Annotated in this window: 20 protein-coding genes and 2 other annotated features; all 20 genes read right to left on the reverse strand. The window is 42.6% G+C overall.

All coding sequences use genetic code 11. The annotated features are described in order from the left end of the window. Positions 1-69: 69 nt before the first annotated feature. The 20 genes from rpoC to disA all read right to left on the reverse strand — a co-directional run bounded on the left by rpoC (position 70) and on the right by disA (position 21,986). Positions 70-3,681: a DNA-directed RNA polymerase subunit beta' gene (rpoC, locus tag JOD17_RS18420; RefSeq protein ID WP_204699461.1), complete on the reverse strand. Its 3,612-nt coding sequence runs from the start codon at positions 3,679-3,681 to the stop codon at positions 70-72. A 113-nt stretch (positions 3,682-3,794) separates the two neighbouring features. Further along, positions 3,795-7,334 carry a DNA-directed RNA polymerase subunit beta gene (gene rpoB / locus JOD17_RS18425; RefSeq protein ID WP_204699462.1) on the reverse strand — a complete coding sequence of 1,180 codons (3,540 nt, stop codon included), beginning with the start codon at positions 7,332-7,334 and terminating at the stop codon, positions 3,795-3,797. 334 nt (positions 7,335-7,668) lie between these two features. Beyond that, entirely contained in the window at positions 7,669-8,271 is a 603-nt protein-coding gene (locus JOD17_RS18430) for a class I SAM-dependent methyltransferase (protein ID WP_204699463.1), read from the reverse strand. Between the two features lie 120 nt (positions 8,272-8,391). Further along, the gene (gene rplL / locus JOD17_RS18435) at positions 8,392-8,754 is read right to left on the reverse strand and encodes a 50S ribosomal protein L7/L12 (RefSeq protein WP_042360774.1); all 363 of its coding nucleotides are present in this window, start codon (positions 8,752-8,754) and stop codon (positions 8,392-8,394) included. A 38-nt stretch (positions 8,755-8,792) separates the two neighbouring features. Then, a complete protein-coding gene (rplJ, locus tag JOD17_RS18440; RefSeq protein ID WP_204699464.1) occupies positions 8,793-9,290 on the reverse strand; it encodes a 50S ribosomal protein L10 in 498 nt (165 codons plus the stop codon). Positions 9,291-9,318: 28 nt separating this feature from the next. Beyond that, positions 9,319-9,466, reverse strand: a sequence feature (ribosomal protein L10 leader region). Between the two features lie 49 nt (positions 9,467-9,515). Continuing rightward, complete coding sequence (gene rplA, locus JOD17_RS18445) at positions 9,516-10,214, reverse strand: 50S ribosomal protein L1 (protein WP_204699465.1); 699 nt, start codon at positions 10,212-10,214, stop codon at positions 9,516-9,518. A gap of 170 nt (positions 10,215-10,384) precedes the next feature. Continuing rightward, positions 10,385-10,810: a 50S ribosomal protein L11 gene (gene rplK / locus JOD17_RS18450; protein ID WP_042419892.1), complete on the reverse strand. Its 426-nt coding sequence runs from the start codon at positions 10,808-10,810 to the stop codon at positions 10,385-10,387. A 140-nt stretch (positions 10,811-10,950) separates the two neighbouring features. Further along, positions 10,951-11,487, reverse strand: coding sequence for a transcription termination/antitermination protein NusG (gene nusG / locus JOD17_RS18455; RefSeq protein WP_042360771.1), 537 nt, complete (start codon positions 11,485-11,487; stop codon positions 10,951-10,953). 53 nt (positions 11,488-11,540) lie between these two features. Then, positions 11,541-11,720 (reverse strand): preprotein translocase subunit SecE, encoded by a 180-nt coding sequence (gene secE, locus JOD17_RS18460; RefSeq protein ID WP_042360770.1) that lies wholly within the window; start codon positions 11,718-11,720, stop codon positions 11,541-11,543. 261 nt (positions 11,721-11,981) lie between these two features. Beyond that, positions 11,982-12,650, reverse strand: coding sequence for an RNA polymerase sporulation sigma factor SigH (sigH, locus tag JOD17_RS18465; protein WP_042360769.1), 669 nt, complete (start codon positions 12,648-12,650; stop codon positions 11,982-11,984). A 71-nt stretch (positions 12,651-12,721) separates the two neighbouring features. After that, entirely contained in the window at positions 12,722-13,234 is a 513-nt protein-coding gene (locus JOD17_RS18470; RefSeq protein ID WP_042420091.1) for an NYN domain-containing protein, read from the reverse strand. Positions 13,235-13,247: 13 nt separating this feature from the next. Beyond that, positions 13,248-13,991, reverse strand: a complete 744-nt coding sequence (gene rlmB / locus JOD17_RS18475) for a 23S rRNA (guanosine(2251)-2'-O)-methyltransferase RlmB (protein ID WP_204699466.1) — start codon at positions 13,989-13,991, stop codon at positions 13,248-13,250. Then, the gene (locus JOD17_RS18480) at positions 13,991-14,392 is read right to left on the reverse strand and encodes a Mini-ribonuclease 3 (protein ID WP_204699467.1); all 402 of its coding nucleotides are present in this window, start codon (positions 14,390-14,392) and stop codon (positions 13,991-13,993) included. The genes rlmB and JOD17_RS18480 overlap by 1 nt, the downstream gene beginning before the upstream one ends. A 3-nt stretch (positions 14,393-14,395) precedes the next feature. Continuing rightward, entirely contained in the window at positions 14,396-15,793 is a 1,398-nt protein-coding gene (gene cysS / locus JOD17_RS18485) for a cysteine--tRNA ligase (RefSeq protein WP_204699468.1), read from the reverse strand. Between the two features lie 5 nt (positions 15,794-15,798). After that, complete coding sequence (gene cysE / locus JOD17_RS18490; RefSeq protein ID WP_042360767.1) at positions 15,799-16,449, reverse strand: serine O-acetyltransferase; 651 nt, start codon at positions 16,447-16,449, stop codon at positions 15,799-15,801. A 171-nt stretch (positions 16,450-16,620) separates the two neighbouring features. Beyond that, positions 16,621-16,843, reverse strand: a binding site (T-box leader). 6 nt (positions 16,844-16,849) lie between these two features. Next, positions 16,850-18,310, reverse strand: a complete 1,461-nt coding sequence (gltX, locus tag JOD17_RS18495) for a glutamate--tRNA ligase (protein WP_204699469.1) — start codon at positions 18,308-18,310, stop codon at positions 16,850-16,852. A 63-nt stretch (positions 18,311-18,373) separates the two neighbouring features. Next, positions 18,374-18,847 (reverse strand): 2-C-methyl-D-erythritol 2,4-cyclodiphosphate synthase, encoded by a 474-nt coding sequence (gene ispF / locus JOD17_RS18500; RefSeq protein ID WP_204699470.1) that lies wholly within the window; start codon positions 18,845-18,847, stop codon positions 18,374-18,376. After that, a complete protein-coding gene (ispD, locus tag JOD17_RS18505; RefSeq protein ID WP_204699471.1) occupies positions 18,844-19,548 on the reverse strand; it encodes a 2-C-methyl-D-erythritol 4-phosphate cytidylyltransferase in 705 nt (234 codons plus the stop codon). The genes ispF and ispD overlap by 4 nt, the downstream gene beginning before the upstream one ends. Positions 19,549-19,677: 129 nt before the next feature. Beyond that, positions 19,678-20,781, reverse strand: coding sequence for a PIN/TRAM domain-containing protein (locus tag JOD17_RS18510; protein ID WP_204699472.1), 1,104 nt, complete (start codon positions 20,779-20,781; stop codon positions 19,678-19,680). A 134-nt stretch (positions 20,782-20,915) separates the two neighbouring features. Then, the gene (disA, locus tag JOD17_RS18515) at positions 20,916-21,986 is read right to left on the reverse strand and encodes a DNA integrity scanning diadenylate cyclase DisA (protein ID WP_204699473.1); all 1,071 of its coding nucleotides are present in this window, start codon (positions 21,984-21,986) and stop codon (positions 20,916-20,918) included. Positions 21,987-22,004: the final 18 nt, after the last annotated feature.

Below are 22,004 nucleotides of genomic sequence, written 5' to 3' on the forward strand. Positions count from 1 at the left end.
CAACACCGGTGAAATACGCGCACTTTGACATCTTAACAAACACATCCTTAAGTGTCAACAGTAATTATATCAATCGTAACCTACTGTCTCTACTTCAGGTGCTGTTTCTTTTTCGCTATCAGGTGTCTCGCCTTTTAGGCTACGGTATCTTTGCATACCTGTACCGGCAGGAACGAGCTTACCGATAATAACATTTTCCTTAAGTCCTAGCAATGCATCTTTACGTCCTTTAATTGCAGCATCTGTAAGGACACGAGTTGTCTCTTGGAATGAAGCTGCCGATAAGAAGGAATCTGTCTCAAGGGATGCTTTCGTAATTCCGAGAATAACAGGTGTTCCAACAGCAGGACGCTTACCTTTACGAAGTACATCGATATTCGCCTTATGGAATGCGTTAACTTCAACGAGCGTTCCTGGTAATACATCTGTATCCCCAGAATCCATAACGCGGATCTTTCTAAGCATTTGACGAACCATAACCTCAACGTGCTTATCTCCGATTTCTACCCCTTGCATACGGTATACTTTCTGCACTTCTTTCAAGAGATACATTTGAACTTCATCGATACCAGTTACTTGAATTAACTCTTTCGGGTCAATTGAACCTTCAGTTAATGCTTCACCAGCTACAACTCTGTCGCCCTCAGCAATACGTACACGAGCCCCATAAGCTGTCGTATAGGAACGAGTTTCGTATTCTCCACGAATAACGATCTCTTTCTTATCTCCAGCATCACGAATCTCTTCCACTGTACCACTAAGTTCAGTAATTAATGCCTGACCTTTCGGGTTACGAGCTTCAAACAACTCTTGAATACGCGGAAGACCTTGAGTAATATCGTCCCCGGCTACACCACCTGTGTGGAATGTACGCATTGTAAGCTGCGTACCCGGCTCACCGATTGATTGGGCAGCGATGATCCCGACTGCTTCCCCAACCTCAACGTCACTACCTGTTGCAAGGTTGCGTCCGTAACACTTATTACATACTCCGTGTGACGTATCACACGTAAATACAGAGCGAATCTTAAGTTCTTCAACACCTGATTCTACAATTGTCTTCGCAAGCTCTTCATGAATTAATTCATTCGGCTTCACGAGTACATCTCCAGTTTCAGGATGCTTTACTGTTTGGAATGAGAAACGTCCAACGAGACGATCATAGAGATTCTCAATCTCTTCTGTTCCATCACGTAATGCTGATACGACAAGTCCACGGTCTGTTCCACAATCATCTTCACGAACGATAACGTCTTGTGCAACGTCAACGAGACGACGTGTAAGATAACCTGAGTCAGCCGTTTTAAGTGCTGTATCGGCAAGTCCTTTACGGGCACCGTGCGTCGAGATAAAGTACTCAAGTACGGTTAAACCTTCACGGAAACTAGACTTGATTGGAAGTTCAATAATACGTCCAGACGGGTTTGCCATCAATCCACGCATACCTGCAAGTTGCGTAAAGTTTGAGGCGTTACCACGTGCTCCGGAATCACTCATCATGAAGATCGGGTTAGACTTATCAAGTGTCTTCATAAGACGTCCTTGAATGTCGTCTTTTGCGTCACTCCAGATTGAGATAATCTTGTCGTAACGTTCTTCTTCAGTAATTAAACCACGACGGAACTGCTTAACGACCTTAGATACTTGCTCTTCTGCAGCATCAAGGATCTCTTGTTTTTCAGCTAAAACAACAATGTCAGCGACACCAACAGTAAGACCTGCTTTCGTTGAATAGAAGAAACCGAGCTCCTTCATGCGGTCAAGCATTCGTGATGTTTCAGTGACTTGGAACTTCTTAAATACTTCTGCGATTACATCACCAAGGAAGCCTTTCTTAAACGGTGACACGATTGGGCGCTCTTGGAATGTTTTCTTTACGTCGGTTCCTTGAGGAACAAAATACTCAAGTGGCGTCGCTTGTTCTAAGTTCTTCGCTGATGGTTCATTAATATAAGGGAACGATTCAGGAAGAATTTCGTTGAACATAAGCTTACCGATACTCGTTAAAAGCAAATGACCTTTCGCTTCTTCAGGGAACGTCGTCTTTTCAATCGCGCTGACTGGAATCGCAATACGGGAGTGTAAGTGCACATAACCGTTTTGGTATGCAGTCAATGCCTCGTCACTATCTTTAAATACCGCACCTTCTCCAACTGCATTTTCACGCTCAAGAGTGAGGTAGTAGTTTCCGAGTACCATATCTTGTGATGGTGTTACTACTGGCTTACCATCTTTCGGGTTCAAGATGTTTTGAGCAGCTAGCATGAGTACACGTGCCTCAGCTTGCGCTTCAGCCGATAGTGGTACGTGGACCGCCATTTGGTCACCATCAAAGTCGGCGTTGTAAGCCGTACATACGAGTGGGTGTAGTTTAATCGCACGTCCTTCTACGAGAGTAGGTTCAAATGCTTGAATCCCTAGTCTATGCAGTGTAGGTGCGCGGTTTAGAAGAACTGGATGCTCTTTAATTACTTCTTCTAATACGTCCCAAACTTCTGGTTGCACACGATCAACTTTACGCTTAGCACTCTTAATGTTGTGTGCTTGCCCTTTAGCGACGAGCTCTTTCATAACAAACGGCTTAAATAGTTCAAGCGCCATCTCTTTCGGGAGACCACACTGATACATTTTAAGGTTTGGACCTACAACAATTACCGAACGACCAGAGTAGTCAACACGTTTACCGAGAAGGTTTTGACGGAAACGTCCTTGCTTACCTTTCAACATGTGAGACAGCGATTTAAGAGGACGGTTACCCGGTCCTGTTACTGGACGTCCACGACGACCATTATCAATCAATGCATCAACAGCTTCTTGAAGCATGCGCTTCTCATTTTGTACGATGATGCTTGGTGCACCAAGGTCAAGGAGACGCTTCAAACGGTTGTTACGGTTAATTACACGACGATACAAATCGTTAAGGTCTGATGTCGCAAAACGACCACCATCTAATTGCACCATCGGGCGAAGTTCAGGCGGAATTACTGGAAGAACATCCAGAATCATCCATGAAGGCTCATTTCCAGAGTTACGGAATGCTTCGATCACTTCAAGACGCTTAATTGCACGCGTACGACGTTGCCCTTGTGCTGTTTCTAATTCTTCTTTTAACATCTTCACTTCTTTATTTAAGTCAAGATCAGATAGAATTTTACGGATCGCTTCAGCACCCATCTGCGCTGTGAAAGAACGACCGTACTTATCGTAGTACGCTCGATATTCTTTTTCAGAAAGCAATTGTTTGTATTCAAGTGGTGTATCACCTGTATCTGTAACCACGTAAGAAGCAAAGTAAATAACTTCTTCTAAGGAGCGCGGTGACATATCCAAGACAAGACCCATACGACTTGGAATTCCTTTAAAATACCAAATGTGTGAAACTGGAGCCGCAAGCTCAATGTGTCCCATTCGCTCACGACGAACCTTCGCACGTGTTACCTCAACACCACAACGATCACATACAACACCTTTGTAGCGAACTCGCTTGTATTTCCCACAATGACATTCCCAATCTTTTTGCGGTCCGAAAATACGCTCACAAAACAAACCGTCTTTTTCTGGTTTAAGAGTACGATAGTTAATCGTCTCAGGCTTTTTAACTTCACCACGAGACCAGCTGCGGATCTTATCCGGTGATGCTAAACCTACTTTCATGTATTCAAAATTATTGACATCGATCAAAGGGTGACCCTCCCTTTCCTGCGCTCTGTTGTCAAAGGGGCTAAATGGCGATAGTAAACATCAAACGTGCAAAAGAAAGATCCAGCTTTGGAACTTTCTTTTGCAACTTCCCTTTAAGCGTTCTCCGTAGATTCTAGCTTAAGGTTCATTCGATCGTTTGATTGTTCTTCTTCGTCGTCCAGCTCTTTCATTTCAATCTCTTCTTCATTGCTTGAAAGCATCTTTACATCCATACCTAAACTTTGAAGCTCTTTTATCAATACTTTAAATGATTCAGGAACTCCTGGTTCTGGTACGTTTTCGCCCTTAACGATGGCCTCATACGTTTTAACACGTCCGACAACATCATCTGATTTCACCGTTAAGATTTCTTGCAACGTATATGCAGCACCGTATGCTTCAAGCGCCCATACCTCCATCTCACCAAAACGCTGACCACCAAATTGAGCTTTACCTCCAAGTGGTTGTTGCGTAACGAGAGAGTAAGGTCCAGTTGAACGAGCGTGTAGCTTATCGTCAACCATGTGTGCAAGTTTAATCATATACATGACACCGACAGATACTCGGTTATCAAAGGCATCTCCTGTACGACCATCGTAGAGAATTGTTTTACCATCTCGAGCCATACCCGCTTCTTCTAACGTCTCCCAAACATCTTCCTCACGCGCACCATCAAATACTGGTGAAGCAACATGAATACCGAGTTGGCGCGCAGCCATTCCTAAGTGCATTTCAAGCACTTGTCCGATATTCATACGCGATGGTACCCCAAGTGGGTTAAGCATGATGTCAATTGGTGTTCCGTCAGGCATATACGGCATATCTTCTTCTGGAAGAATTCGAGAGATAACACCTTTATTACCGTGACGACCGGCCATCTTGTCACCTTCGTTGATCTTACGCTTTTGAACGATATAGACACGAACAAGTTGGTTTACGCCTGGTGGTAATTCATCGCCATCTTCACGGTTAAAGATCTTCACGTCAAGGATGATTCCATCCCCACCGTGCGGAGCACGAAGTGACGTGTCACGTACTTCACGAGCTTTCTCACCGAAGATTGCATGAAGTAAACGCTCTTCTGCTGTTAGTTCTGTCATCCCCTTAGGAGTGACTTTACCAACGAGAATGTCGCCGTCTTTGATCTCAGCCCCGACTCTAATGATTCCTCGCTCATCAAGATTACGAAGTGCATCTTCACCGATGTTTGGTATATCACGAGTGATCTCTTCTGGTCCGAGCTTCGTATCACGTGATTCCGATTCGTATTCTTCAATATGGATCGAAGTAAAGACATCGTCTTTAACGAGTCGTTCACTAAGGATAATGGCATCCTCATAGTTGTAACCATCCCAAGTCATAAACCCTACGAGTACGTTACGTCCAAGGGCCATTTCCCCTTTATCCATAGAAGGACCATCTGCTAGAACTTCACCACGATCAACAACGTCACCTTCAGCAACGATTGGACGTTGGTTATAACTCGTTCCTTGGTTAGAACGGATATATTTAGACATGCGGTACACGTCATCATCTGTTTCAACTTCTTTACCTTCAACGTCAACCAAGCGACGGATTCGAACTTCACGAGCAGTTACTCGCTTAACGACACCACGGTGCCTTGAAACAACTGCTGCTCCGGAGTCTTTAGCAGAAACATATTCAATACCCGTACCAACTACTGGCGCTTCTGGCTCTAGTAACGGAACCGCTTGACGCTGCATGTTCGCTCCCATTAAGGCACGGTTCGAGTCATCATTCTCTAAGAATGGAATCGAAGCCGTTGCGGCAGAAACAACTTGCTTTGGTGATACGTCCATGTAGTCGATGCGATCTTTACTTACGATCGTATTTTCTTCACGGAAACGAGCAATAATGTTATCATCCACGAACGTTCCATCATCTTGTAACTTCGCATTCGCTTGTGCAACGACGTAATTATGCTCTTCATCAGCAGTCAGGTAATCAATTTGTGCAGTTACTCGACCTGTTTCAGGATCAACACGGCGATACGGCGTCTCCATAAAGCCAAACGCATTCACTTTTGCATAACTGGAAAGTGAGTTGATCAAACCAATGTTTGGACCTTCCGGCGTTTCAATTGGACACATACGACCGTAGTGAGAATAGTGAACGTCTCGAACTTCCATTCCTGCACGCTCACGAGTAAGACCACCTGGTCCAAGCGCTGATAAACGACGCTTATGCGTCAACTCAGCTAATGGGTTCGTTTGATCCATAAACTGAGACAACTGTGAACTACCGAAGAACTCTTTAATTGACGCGATCACCGGACGGATGTTGATTAACGCCTGTGGTGTAATTTGACTAGGATCTTGAATTGACATACGTTCACGTACGACACGCTCCATACGGGAAAGACCAATTCGGAATTGGTTCTGTAGTAATTCCCCAACTGAACGAAGACGACGGTTTCCTAAGTGATCAATGTCATCGGTATTTCCAACTCCGTGTAGGAGGTTAAAGAAATAACTGATTGATGCAATAATGTCTTCAGCGGTAATGTTCTTAATGCTCTTATCGATCTCACCATTACTGATTACCTGAATCGTTTGCTCACCTTCAGGATCATTAGGCGCATAAATTTTAATCGATTGAACGGTAATATCTGTATCTTCAACGACACCATCTGCAACAGTGTACGTTTTAAATCCTAGATCATTTTCGAAGTAAGGAAGTAGGCGATCCAACGTACGGCGATCGATCAATGAACCTTCCTCTGCAATCACTTCACCAGTTTCAGGATCTGCTAGTGTTTCAGCCAACACTTGATTAAAGAGACGATCTTTAATGTGAAGTTTCTTATTGATCTTGTAACGACCTACATTTGCAAAGTCATAACGTTTCGGATCAAAGAAACGGGACTCTAATAGACTACGAGCATTATCTACTGTTGGTGGCTCACCAGGACGTAGACGCTCATAGATTTCTAGTAAAGCTTTCTCCGTGTCTTCGGTATTGTCTTTCTCTAATGAGTTACGCAAGTATTCGTTCTCACCAATAAGATCAACAATATCTTGGTCCGCACCAAATCCGAGTGCACGCAACAATACAGTAACAGGAATCTTTCTTGTACGATCGATCCTTACGTATACGATGTCTTTTGCATCGGTTTCTAATTCAAGCCAAGCACCACGGTTCGGAATGACAGTTGCAGTGAAACCTTTCTTGCCATTCTTATCGGTCTTACGGCTATAATATACACTTGGAGAGCGGACGAGCTGGGAAACGATGACACGTTCGGCACCATTAATCACAAATGTACCTGTATCCGTCATTAATGGGAAATCGCCCATGAATACTTCTTGTTCTTTAACTTCTCCTGTTTCTTGATTCATCAAACGAACCTTTACTCTAAGTGGTGCAGAGTACGTGACGTCTCGTTCTTTAGAATCCTCTACAGAATATTTCGGTTCACCTAAGCTGTAATCAATGAATTCCAGCACGAGGTTACCCGTAAAATCTTCAATTGGTGAAATGTCTTGAAACATCTCACGAATTCCTTCGTCAAGAAACCATTGATAGGAAGCTGTTTGAATCTCAATGAGATTAGGAAGGTCTAATACTTCACTAATCCGCGCGTAGCTTCTTCGCTGGCGATGGCGTCCATACTGAATGAGTTGACCTGTCAACGAATTCACCCCTCAAATCCGCGTATTTTTTAACTGAAAATATCCCTTTAGTCCCGGCACGACTGTACCATTCATTGTGAAAATGGGGGATGTAATCAAACACATCAATGTGATTGATGCCGAAGTTCATTTAAGAAACTTCGTGAATGCACAAAAAGGCTCATACTTAATAGGATAAAAATACCAACCTTTTTTTCTCGTATTCACTTATTGTTCCCGTTCATCATAACCTTTATACTTCCTTTTTTAACAACTTTTTTGCTCTAAAAAAGTACGGTTATACGCATTAGATGATATTATCACAAACCGAGTTCAAGGTCAAATATTTTTTCATTTATTTATAGCATCGATAGAGAGAGTAGCCTTTGCTCTTCCCTTCCTCAACGACTTCTTTGAATAACTCTTCTAATTTCTTTTTCGTAGAAGGGGCACCTTGCTTCTTCTGAATAACAACCCAGAGTTCCCCTGAATCAACTAAACGTTTATGAGCTTCTTCAAAAAAATGATGCACAACCTCTTTCCCTGCTCGAATAGGAGGGTTTGTAACAATCGATGCAAATAACTTCTCATCAGGAATCGCCTCGTATCCCGAACCCCGAACAATTGTGACTTGTTTTTCGACGTGATTACGCACTGCATTTTCTGTCGCAAGTTCGACTGCGCGTTCATTCACATCTGTCATCCAGACTTGCCTGCCTGTATCACCCGCGATTGAAATGCCGAGGGGGCCATACCCACAACCAACATCCAAAACCGGTCCATCGACCGCCGGAGCTTGATACGCATTCGCCAAAAACGCACTGCCAAAATCGACGCCGCCTTTAGAGAAAACACCACGATCTGTATAAAATGAATACTCTTTCTCCTTGATCGTCACTCCAACCGTTTGCCGCTCACTACTTACCGTAGGTTTCTTATCATAATAATGCGATGACAAAAGCTTCACCTCTTCTCTTAGAAACTCCTCTTTATTATGAGGTTTAACACAGAAAATACGTTATTTAAAAGAAAAGACTTCCCCACATATAGCAGGGAAGTCTCTTCAATAGAAGTCAAATTACTTGATTTCTACTTGTGCACCAGCTTCTTCAAGTTGGCTCTTCATGTCTTCAGCTTCGTCTTTGCTTACGCCTTCTTTAAGTGTCTCAGGGGCACCGTCAACAAGCGCTTTTGCTTCTTTAAGACCAAGACCTGTGATTCCACGAACAACTTTGATAACGCCGATCTTAGAAGAACCAGCAGAAGTAAGAACTACGTTAAATTCTGTTTGCTCTTCAGCAGCACCTGCGTCTCCTCCACCAGCTACTGCAACTGGAGCTGCAGCTGTTACACCAAACTCGTCCTCGATTGCTTTAACTAGGTCGTTCAACTCAAGAACTGTCATGCTCTTGATTTCTTCAATAATTTGCTCTTTAGCCATTGTATATTCCTCCTTCAGGAATGTTAAAAATTAGGTGCTTACGCACTTTCTTCTTTTTGATCTGCGACTGCCTTAGAAGCCAATGCAAAGTTTCTGATTGGCGCTTGTAGTACGCTGAGAAGCATAGATACAAGTCCTTCGTATGAAGGAAGTTCAGCAATCTTCTTAATGTCTTCAACTGAAGTTACACTACCTTGAATAACACCAGCTTTAATTTCTAAAGCTTCGTTTTCTTTCGCGAACTCGTTTAAGACTTTCGCTGCTGCTACTGCATCTGTTTTGCTCGTAGCAATCGCTGTTGGACCTACAAGTGTTTCGTCAAGCTCTGTAAGGCTTGTCTCAGCTGTCGCGCGACGAGTCAATGTGTTTTTGTACACTTTGAGCTCAACGTCTGCAGCACGGAGTTTGTTACGCAATTCCGTGTCTTGACTCACGCTTAGACCACGATAATCAACAAAAATGATTGACTCACTGTTGTTAAATTTCTCAACGATCTCATCAACAACTGCTTGTTTTTGTTCGAGTACACTGCCCATTGTTCCACCTCCTGAAAAATTTGCCGTTCAGAGGATCAAAAAACTCCCCTGTCCATGAGCACACAGACAGAGGAGATTCCGAATGACACGCAGTGTCATTTTTATAGGATCGATACCTCGGCAGGATTTACGCACAATCGTGCACCTACTGTCTGCGGCAGTATATTTAGCTATTAACCGTTTTTAATTATATAAAACGGTCACCCAAAAGTCAATACGGCAAAATTAGCCAGAGATTCCAGCAGTACTTACTTTAACACCAGGTCCCATAGAAGAAGAAACCGCGATGTTTTTCATGTACGTACCTTTTGCTGCAGAAGGCTTAGCTTTTGCAAGGATATCAACAATTGTCTTGAAGTTTTCGAGCAGTTGCTCTTCTGTAAATGATACTTTTCCAATTGGAACGTGTACATTTCCAGCTTTTTCAACGCGGTATTCAACTTTACCCGCTTTGATTTCATTGACAGCTTGTGTAACATCCATTGTTACAGTACCCGTCTTAGGGTTTGGCATAAGGCCTTTTGGTCCAAGAACACGACCAAGCTTACCAACTTGCGCCATCATGTCTGGTGTCGCAACAACAACGTCAAAGTCCATCCAACCTTGTTGGATTTTGTTAACGAGTTCTTCTTCACCTACGAAGTCCGCGCCAGCTTCTTCAGCTTCTTTAGCCTTTTCACCTTTAGCGAAAACGAGTACACGCTGAGTTTTACCAGTTCCGTTTGGAAGGACAACTGCGCCACGGATTTGTTGGTCCGCTTTACGAGGGTCTACTCCTAGACGTACTGCAACCTCAACTGTTTCATCAAAGTTTGCCGGAGCAATCTTTTTCACAAGCTCAATGGCTTCGCTTGCATTGTATTCTTTATTTACATCGACTTGTTTCTTAGCGTCTGCATATTTCTTACCGTGTTTTTTAGCCATTTCTAACAACTCCTCTTTTTGTGGTTTTAACGGTTTGACCTCCCACGCTTAATCGCTAGAGAAGATTCATTCCTTTTAGAAAGACGACTGCTTCGTAACAACAATCAAGGTTGCAAATGACCCGTTAATAGGCTCATCGCAACCTGTCTTGATCATTTTATAAGGATTAATTATCCTTCAACAGTGATACCCATGCTGCGTGCTGTACCTTCGATCATCTTAACAGCAGCATCAATATCAGCAGCGTTTAAGTCTTCCATCTTCGTTTCAGCGATTCCACGTACTTGTTCAGCAGTTACTGATGCAACCTTCACTTTGTGTGGTTCTCCAGAACCAGACTTAACGCCAGCTGCTTCTTTAAGAAGAATTGCTGCTGGTGGAGTCTTTGTCACAAACGTAAATGAACGGTCTTCATAAACAGTAATCTCTACAGGAATGATAGTTCCTGTTTGCTCCTGTGTACGTGCGTTGAACTCTTTACAGAAGCCCATGATATTTACACCAGCCTGACCAAGGGCAGGACCGACCGGTGGTGCCGGGTTAGCTTTACCTGCAGGAATCTGTAGCTTAACTACGGTTTCAACTTTTCTAGCCACGCGACACACCTCCTTCGTTCGTAATGTGGTGTTTCGGGTTGTTACACCCTCCCACTTATTGACCAACTGTCAGCAAGACAGTTGAAGCAAACATAAAAATCTTATCACTTATACTTGCCTTTTTCAAGTGGAAAATCCAGTTATGAAAGTTTTTCAACTTGATGGAACTCAAGTTCAACAGGAGTCTCTCGTCCAAACATGTTGACATGGACTTTGACTTTTTGCTTCTCGAGACTAATCTCTTCCACTGTACCTGTAAAGTCTGTAAATGGTCCTTCTTTAACTTTCACCGACTCTTTAATTTCAAGATCTACTTCAGCTTTCGGTGCTTCAACACCCATTTGACGTAGAATCGAGTCAACTTCATCTGGCAAAAGCGCTGTCGGTTTCGAGCCAGCACCTGAAGAGCCAACAAAGCCTGTTACTCCTGGTGTGTTTCGAACGACATACCATGAGTCATCGGTCATGACCATTTCTACAAGCACGTACCCAGGGAACGTCTTACGATTTACCGTTTTTGTCTTTCCGTTCTTCGTTTCTGTTTCTTCTTCCACAGGAACGAGCACACGGAAAATCTTATCGAGCATTTCCATTGACTCGACACGCTTCTCTAGGTTTGCTTTAACTCTGTTTTCATACCCAGAATACGTATGAACAACATACCAATTCTTCTCCATAGGTAGTCAGCCTTTCAGGCTGCCGCCCTCCTCTCTATACAACAAAAATACGCTTATAGGAACAGCCTAACAAGTTCCGAGAAAGCAAAATCAACGATGGCAAAGAAGATTGACATGAAAATTACCGTTACGAGGACAATCTTCGTATATTTAAAAAGCTCACTCGGCGTCGGCCAAGTTACTTGTTTCATTTGTTTGCCGACTTCTTTTAGAAATTGCACTGGATTGGTCACTTGCAGGACACCCCCCGAAAATATGAAAACGTAGTTTCAAGCGTATCAATATTTCTGAACATAAAAAAACAACCGTATTGACGGCGTTTTGAGTGGATTGCTTTCTTCTATCATTATAGCCAAAAATCTCAATCTACTATACAGTCGCAGAATATCATAGAACGAAACAACTGTCAATGAAGGCACAAGGCCACATGACCTTGCACCATAGTTAAATCTCAAAACCAATAGAAGATTCTGCTATTTTAAATTGTAAAAATATTAAGTGTGTACGTATCTTTTCTCAACGTAACGTTCGAGCTTACGTTTCACTCGTTGTAATGCGTTATCAATTGATTTCACGTGACGATTCAAGTCAATCGAAATCTCTTGGTACGATTGTCCTTCCAAATATAACCTTAATACCTGTTGCTCAAGTTCACTTAGCACTTCGCTAATCTTCAATTCAATGTCTGTTAGTTCTTCTTGATTAATGAGCATCTCTTCGGGGTTACTAATTAACGAACTGCAAACCACATCCATTAATGTACGATCTGACTCTTCATCATACATCGGCTTGTCCAATGAAACATATGAATTCAACGGGATGTGTTTCTGACGAGTGGCTGTCTTTATAGCCGTTATAATCTGACGTGTAATACAAAGTTCTGCAAATGCCCGGAACGATGAAAGCTTGTCCCCGTTAAAATCTCGAATGGCTTTGTAGAGGCCGATCATTCCTTCTTGAACAATGTCTTCATGATCTGCACCGATTAAGAAATATGACCTTGCTTTCGCACGTACGAAATTCTTGTACTTGTTGATTAATTGTTCCAAAGCAGTGGAGTTCCCGTAACGAACAGCTTCTACGAGTCTTTCATCTTCGCTGATTACATCCTTGTTCTCTGATCTAACAACCGTCTGATTGTTTTCTAAGACGTATGCGCTCATGACAATCCCTCGCCCTCGACTTCGGTGTGTGTGAACTAAGTATATAGCAGTCCAGGACGAGAATCAATAAGTCAATGACCTTTTCGACGCCATTTGTCAAAGAATTCAGCAACTTCATCACTAAGCGCAATGTTCCCTTTTTTTGAGGTTGACTCGACATCTTTTACGGCTTGTCCAATCGTACGTTCGACATCTTCAACTTGAAGTCGCAACTCTCTTGCTGAGGTACGTAACGCACCGTTAGCAAAGATGACCCGCTGCTCTACGTGATCTGACGTTGCGACATAGATTTGCGTGTTCACGTTCTTCAATTGTTTTGCTAGCCGTTCAATCCGTTCATCAGCTGTTTCTTTTTGCCTCGTATAGATGACTTCAACTCGGTAGAGGTGATCTTTCGCACCGATTCCTTTTACAAGGTGTGCGTCAAACACTATGATGACATTGCGCCCAGTGATGGCTTGGTATTCAGCCATCTTTTCAATGAGCGCATCTCTTGCATCAATCAACGATTGTTTTTTGAGTTTAACGAGTTCCGGCCAATCTCCAATAATATTATAGCCGTCAACAATCACATACTCTTTCATCATCACCGCACCCCTACGAGCGCTTTCTTTGAACTTCATACATAAAAAGACTTCCAGCAACCGCTGCATTGAGCGAGGTAACTTGTCCCATTAGAGGGATGCTATACAAAAAATCACACGATTCTTTCACGAGACGACTCATTCCCTTGCCTTCACTACCAATAATTAGACCGAGTGGCATGGAAGCATCCAATTGCTTAAAATCTCCGTCGCCTTTTGCATCACTACCAATCATCCATAATCCACGTTCTTTAAGCTCAGCAATCGTTCTAGCCATATTCGTTACTTTGACGACGGGTACGTGAGCAATTGCTCCCGCTGAAGCTTTCGCCACAGTAGACGTAAGCCCGCTCGCTCCACGCTTTGGAATGATCACTCCATCTGCACCTGCTGCATCTGCCGATCGAAGAATAGACCCTAAGTTTTGTGGATCTTCAATGCCATCAAGCAAAATAAAAAAAGGCGCGGTGCCTTTCGCTTCTGCACGTTGGAATAACGTTTCCATATCGGAATAGTTGTGCGCTGCAATGGAAGCGATAATGCCTTGATGGTTTTTATGACCGACAAGTGTATCAACTTTTTGTTTAGGAACAAAATTGACGACGATGTTTTGCTCTTTAGCCTTTTGAGTAATCTCATGAATGGACGCCTTTTTGACTCCTTCAGCTACCCAAACCTTTTGCACTGATTGTGAAGATCGCAACGCTTCAGTAACCGCGTTTCGTCCAGCCAACCATTCATCTTGTTGTTCTTTCATCATGATTCCTCCTCATCAGTCCTAGCAATCGCCTCGTTCATCAATTGTTCCAATCGGGTCTTGTCACACGCAAGGTGCACATAACCAATCAACGCTTCAAAGCCTGTACTATATCGGTACGTTTGAACGTCTGTGTTCTTCGGCAAACTTCCCGATTTCGCATTACGCCCTCTGCGGACAATCGCTTCTTCTTCTTCGGTTAATTGCTCATTTTCTAACCAGTAATGAAGCGCACTCGCTTGTGCTTTTGCACTGACATATGACGTTGCGGCTTTGTGCAGTTCATTTGGTTTTGCCATTCCCTTGTGTACTAGAAAAGAGCGTACATGCAGCTCATAAACTGCATCGCCGATGTACGCTAATGTTAATCCGTTTAACTGTTTATACTGTGAAGATTGCATCGTTTAAACCCTCTTCCATCTCGTCCCTTGAGCCGTATCTTCCAACAGAATGCCACGCTCTTTTAAATCATCACGAATTCGGTCTGACTCTTGGAAATTACGCTCACTTCTTGCTTGAATCCTTTGTTCAATTAACGTCTCAATCTCATCATCAAGAAGTTCCGCTTCTGGTACAAACGATACGCCAAGTACTGTGCCCCACTCTTTTAGTGTTGTCACCATTAATTCTAATACACGTTTAGAAGTGTTTGGTTCTTGTAGATAGCGATTTCCTTCTCGAACAAACTCAAAAACATTCGTAATTGCATTCGCAGTATGGAAATCATCATCCATATCATCAATAAAACGCTTTTTAAATTGCTCAATGCGATTTTCCATCACATCTGATTCACCTAAGTCAGCCGTTTCTTTGATTCGATGTTGAACGTTTTCAGCAAACGTGTGGATTCTTACTAGACCCGACTTCGCTGATTCAAGTAACTCATTGTTAAAGTTTAAGGGATGGCGATAATGCGCTTGTAAAATGAAGAATCGAATGACACTAGGGTCATACGCTTTAATCAGGTCATTTACTAACACAAAATTACCGAGTGACTTCGACATTTTTTCGTTATCAATTTGAATGTAACCGTTGTGTAACCAATAGTTCGCCATCTTCTTTTCATTAAGGGCTTCTGATTGAGCCACTTCATTTTCATGGTGTGGAAACGCAAGGTCTTGACCACCCGCATGGATGTCAATTGTGTCACCGAGGTATTTCTTAACCATTGCTGAACACTCAATATGCCAACCCGGTCTTCCCGAGCTCCACGGCGCTTCCCAATTCACTTCCCCATCCTTTGCCTTTTTCCACAATGCAAAGTCTAACGGATCACGCTTTTGTTCTCCTACATCAATACGTGCACCTGAACGAAGGTCATCGATCGATTGACCTGACAACTGCCCGTATGAAGGGAACGCTTTTGTATGGAAGTAAACGTCTCCATCCGCTTCATAGCCATAGCCTTTATCAACTAACGCTTGAATAAACTCAATAATCTCAGGCATCGACTCCGTTACACGCGGGTGTTCATCGGCTTCTTTCACACCGAGCGCTTTCGTATCCTCATGAAATTTCTCAATAAAACGTTCCGCTAGCTTAAAAGCATCTTCTCCATTTTCTTTAGCAGCTTTAATAATTTTATCATCAACATCTGTAAAGTTTGATACGTATTCCACTTCGTACCCTTTATATTGTAAATACCTGCGCACCATATCAAATACGACGACAGGACGTGCGTTTCCAATGTGAATGTAATTGTATACCGTAGGTCCACATACATACATTTTCACTCGCCCTTCTTCTAAAGGACGAAACTCTTCTTTACTACGAGTTAACGTATTGTACATATGAATAGCCATCGGCTTCACTCTCCTTTATGCTCTTGCTTCAACTCTTTTAACTCTCGGCGCAATCGTTCAACCTCTTTTTCGAGTAATCGAAAACGCTCGTTCTCAGGATCGGGTAATTGATGGTGATCCAAGCTATCGCTCACACGCACTCCGTCTTGGACAACAACACGTCCTGGAATCCCGACTACCGTACTGTTTTGAGGTACTTCATTTAAAACGACTGCCCCAGCTCCAATGTTAGAATTGCGACCAATTGTCATCGATCCTAACACTTTTGCGCCAGATGCAAACAAAACATGATCTTCCACTGTAGGATGTCGTTTTCCTTTTTCTTTCCCTGTTCCACCAAGAGTTACTCCTTGGTAAATCGTTACATCATTTCCAATTTCACACGTTTCCCCAATCACCACACCCATGCCGTGATCAATAAACACACGCTGACCAATTTGTGCGCCCGGATGTATTTCAATTCCTGTAAAAAAGCGACTAATTTGAGATAAGACTCTTGCAAACAAAAAGAGTTTCTTTCCCCAAAACCAATGCGCAATCCGATGAAGCCAAATCGCATGAACCCCAGAATACGTTAGAATGACTTCGAATCGACTTCTTGCTGCAGGATCTCTCGTAAACACAACATCAATGTCGTTTTTGAATGTCCGCCACATGGCCTCCCCCTCATTCTTTCCAATCGTTTATGTTTATTCCTATTCCATTAAAAACACGGTCATTTTTTTCTTAGCTTACCCTAATCGGTTACGTACTAAGCTCTACTGTAACAAACATTGCTTTATCTGACGAAAGAAATGATTCCAAAATAAAACGCCCCTGTGCTAAGGCACAGAGACGCATTCCACGTGGTTCCACTCTGTTGAGGCACGTCTTTCTATACCCCACTCATTCGTTAATAACGGCTCTTCACCGCTTTTGCCTACTTTGATGTTCCCTTTCAGCAAAAGACTCCGAGGTGCATTTCAGCAAGGTGACCATTCAGCCTTTCCCACCAACCGGCTGTCTCTGGAAATCGCCGCTCTTGCCTACTTTCCTCATCTACATGTTTTACATATGTTATTGTTGTGCTGCTTTTTGAACTCTCTTTAAGACCGTTTCTTTTCCAATCAGTTCAATTGCTTTTGGCAATTCTGGACCATGTGTTTGACCACTAACAGCGACACGGATTGGCATAAACAATTGCTTGCCTTTGTAGCCTGTTTCCTTTTGAACGGCTTTAATCGATTTTTTAATTGCATCTGCTTCAAATACGTCCAGCGACTCGACTTGTGTTGCAAAAGCATTCATAACTGCTGGTACATGCTCAGAAGCAATGACTTCTTTCGCTTCTCCATCATAGTCTACGTCTTCTTTGAAAAAGAGTTCCGTTAACTCTACAATTTCTGCAGCATAGTGCATTTGCTCTTGATACATGCTCACTAGCTCAGTGACCCACTTGTGGTCGTCATCAGACAACGTCTCTGAAATTTTACCTGCTTTTTGCAAGTACGGAATACAAAGCTCCGTAACACGCTCTAAGCTTGCTGCTTTCATGTATTGATTTCCTACCCATGCAAGCTTCGCTTCATCGAACACAGCAGGTGCTTTTGATACACGGTCTAAGCTAAACTGCTCTTTTAATTCGTCGAGAGTGAAGATCTCTTCTTCACCTACTGGAGACCAACCAAGTAACGCTAAGAAGTTCACAAGCGCTTCTGGTAAGTACCCGTAATCTTGATATTGTTCAACAAACTGCATAATTGACTCGTCACGTTTGCTCATCTTCTGACGATCTGGATTTAAAATAAGTGGTGCATGTGCGAAGGTCGGTTGATTCATTCCTAGTGCGTTAAAGACCATGACTTGTCTCGGCGTATTGGACAAGTGCTCTTCGCCACGAATGACATGGGAGATCTTCATTAAATGATCATCAATTGCAACCGCAAAGTTGTACGTTGGAACACCGTCTGTTCTTGCAATAACAAAGTCACCAATTCCATTCGCTTCAAAAGTTACTTGTCCACGGATTGCGTCATCAATGACAATCGTTTCACCTTCAGGCACTTTAAAACGTACAACAGGCTCAATACCCTTCGCCTCGTATTCCGCACGCTGCTCTTTCGTTAAGTTACGATCACGACCGCTATACTTCGGCATTTCACCGCGCGCAATTTGCTCTTCACGCTCTTTCTCAAGTTCTTCGGTCGTCATATAACAGTAGTATGCTTTGTCTTCCTCAAGAAGTTGATTTAGATACTTCGTGTACGTATCCATTCGCTCCATGCTTCGGTAAGGACCGTAAGGACCGCCTTCATCTGGACCTTCTTCCCAATTCACGCCTAGCCACTTCATACTGCGAAGAAGCTTGTCCGTTGCCACCTCGATGTTTCGAGCTTGATCTGTATCTTCAATACGGATAATAAAGTCGCCATTATGTTTTTTTGCAAATAGATAATTAAACAGAGCTTGTCTTGCGCCACCAATGTGCAAATGTCCAGTTGGACTTGGTGCAAAACGTACACGTACATCTGCTGTCATTAAAAACACCGTCCTATTTAGTTCTTATCGTTAGTATAGCATGCAAATGCCTATATTCATGCATTAATCTTCAATGAGTAATACCGTCGCAAGCGAAGCGATTCCTTCTTTTCTACCTGTAAATCCAAGCTTCTCAGACGTCGTGGCTTTTACATTCACTTGACCAATTGTAACCTCTAATAGCCCACTAATTCGTGTGCGCATGTCTTGAATATATGGTGCCATCTTTGGCTTCTCAGCAATAATCGTACAATCCAGGTTCCCAAGCTTTAAACCTTTGTCGGTAACCAGCTTGTACACCTCTTGTAGTAATTTAGCTGAGTCAGCCCCTTTATAAGCCGGGTCTGTATCAGGAAAATGCTTACCAATATCTCCTTCTGCGACCGCTCCAAGTAGTGCATCTGAAATTGCATGGAGCAATACATCTGCATCTGAATGTCCTTTTAGGCCAAACTCATAGTCAATCTTCACCCCACCTATGATGAGGTCTGTATCTCTTTCCAATGCATGAACGTCAAATCCTTGTCCTATTCTCATTCTGAATCTCCCCTTCCTTGTCGCTGACGTAAAATAACATTCGCTACTGCTAAATCAAAAGGCGTTGTTAATTTAATATTGTCCTCATTACCAAAAACGACGGTCACTTCTTTCCCCATGTTCTCAACAAGGCTTGTGTCGTCTGTTCCGACAAATTGATTCGTAAAAGCATTTTGGTAGGCTTCATGAATCATTGGATATGTAAATGCTTGTGGCGTTTGCACAGCAACAAGCGGTTTTCTCGGTACAGTTTCTACAATGTTCATATGCTCATCAATACGCTTAATCGTGTCCGTCACTGGAGTACCTAATACAGCTCCTTGCTCGGCGGTTACGTGAGTTAGTAACTCATGTATTTGTTCAACTTCGATAAAAGGTCTCGCTCCGTCATGAATGATGACCATTCCTTCACGATCGTCTACCGCTTTAATCCCTTCAAACACACTTTCTTGTCGTTCCGCTCCGCCTTCAATGACTTTATCGACTTTCTTTAACGCATATTGTTGGAATAAAGCTTCCATTTGTGTAATCTCTTGATGATTAGCAACAACAATCACTTGCTTACACATTGGGTCTCTTTCAAACACTTGTAATGTATGAATAATTACAGGGCGATCATTTAGTTGTAGAAATTGCTTATTCTTTCCCGCTTTCATACGTTTTCCCTGACCTGCTGCGGGAATGATCACGGTATACGTCATAATCGCTCTGCCCCCTTTATTCAAAGTAAAAAGGTCGTACAAAGACGACCATTCTTAATCATACAACTAGAGAACCGCATAAGGCAACTGTCTCATCTGCCCTCATGTACGGTTCTCTCGTTAATAAACTTATAATGCTTTTTCTTTCTCAACGATCTTTGGTTTTGCAAAGATCATGCGACCTGCACTCGTTTGTAAAACACTCGTCACGATGACTTCAAGATGCTCGCCAATATATGAACGACCTTCTTCAATCACGATCATCGTACCGTCATCGAGATAGCCGATGCCTTGTTTTTCTTCCTTGCCATCTTTAATGACCTGAACGTGCATTTCTTCCCCTGGTAATACTACCGGTTTCACAGCATTAGCCAGATCGTTAATATTCAGAACAGAAACACCTTGTAAATCACACACTTTATTCAAATTAAAATCATTCGTTACGACAATCCCACTTGTCTTTTGTGCCAACTTCACAAGCTTACTATCGACACCTTGAACATCATCAAAGTCAATGTCTTCAATTTTCACTTGAACTGGGAGTTCCTTTTGAATTTGATTTAGAATATCTAACCCTCGTCGACCACGATTACGCTTTAATGCATCCGAAGAATCTGCAATATGCTGTAATTCATCAAGAACGAATTTTGGAATCACAACGGTTCCTTCAAGAAACCTCGTCCGACAAACATCCGCGATTCGACCATCGATAATAACGCTCGTATCAAAAATCTTAATCGGTACTGCTGTATCCGATGAAGACTGTTCATCTCGTTTCTTCTCTTTATTACTAATCTTCCCAAAGCTTGATACTAAAGAGACGAGCTCATCCCGTTTTTGTGAACCGATTCTGTAACCAAAATACCCAAACAAAATGGTAATAAAGATTGGGAGAACCTGACTTAAGATCGGAACTGAAAATTCACCAATCGGAATACCAATGAGGTAAGCCACCGTCAAACCTAACACTAAACCAATCGTACCGAACAATACATCGGTAATTGGAGCTTTCACAATCGCTTCTTCCACAATACTCATCGCTCTAGCAATTGGTCCTGCTAACCATAAGCTTAACAAGAAGAATATCCCGGCCCCAACTAACCCGCCCACATAATCACTCGCTATCCAGCCGGGTAGCTCTAGGGATAAAATTGAAATAAGTTCGGGATAAAAAATAAAGCCGAGCGCACCGCCAAGAATAACAAAGAACACTTGGACGATTCGTTTTAACATAACTTCCACCTCCTACCACTCATTATGGACAACGTTTAACTCTTCTAATCTTCGATCTGAGAAATTCATAGAATCATTTCTTAGAGGTGAAGATTACTATACATTGTAACCCTTACAACGGCGTATCAATCACATTAAATATGACGATCAATAAACAACTGTTCTTGAACCCTCTCTAACCCTTCAACGACTAGTCTTGCACGGGTTTCGCCAATTCCTTCTACATTTTCCAGGTCTTCCAAAGTCGCCTCTGTCATTGCGCTAATCGTCTCGAAATATTGGACAATGTTGTCAATTACAGCCGATGGCAATCTCGGTATACGATGTAAAAGACGGAATCCCCTTGAATGTAAAACTGGGTCTTGTTCCCTCCGTAGCTTCAATCCAAGTAACTTACGAATGTATTCATCTGTAAAGGAATGTTTAGCACTACTCTGTTGCAACGCATGGAATGCCTCTTCAGCTGTGATCTCATCCTCATTTACATAGTCTTTAAAGAGTAGAAGAGCTTCTTTTTCAACGTTTGTGAGCAACTCATTTAATTGCATTGTAATGAGACGACCTTCATTCCCTAGTTCATGTACGTAAGTAATGAGTTCACGTTTCACACGTAAAACCATTTCGATCCGGTGAATGACAGGTGCTACATCCTGGAAAGATACAAGTCCTTCAAACTCTAATGCACCAAGGTTTGTCATGCTTTGGTCTAAAACCGCTTTATATTTTTCGAGTGTCTGGATCGCTTGGTTTGCTTTCGTTAAGATAACACCCATTTCTTTTAACGTATATTTAAATTCACCTTGATATAGCGTAATGACATTTCTTCGTTCAGATACGGCGATGACTAACTCCCCAGTTTGCCTTGCCACTCGTTCTGCTGTGCGGTGACGCATGCCGGTTTCATCAGAGAACACTTTATTGTCAGGGATTAACTGTACGTTTGCATAGAGGATTTTCTGGATGTCTTTACTTAAGATAATCGCACCATCCATTTTTGCAAGTTCGTACAATTGGGCTGCAGTATAGGGTGCTTGGATATGAAAGCCTCCATCAACAACCTTTTTTACACTGTCGGTATACCCAACGACAATGAGCCCTCCAGTCCCTGCACGCAAAACATTATCAATTCCATCTCTTAATGCTGTTCCTGGGGCTAAAAAAGGGAATACATTTTCAATAAAATGATTGCGACTAATCTCTGACATTACGATTCTCCTTTACTT

The sequence above is a fragment of the Geomicrobium sediminis genome (assembly GCF_016908595.1).
GTDB classification, from domain to species: Bacteria; Bacillota; Bacilli; order Bacillales; family Marinococcaceae; genus Geomicrobium_A; species Geomicrobium_A sediminis.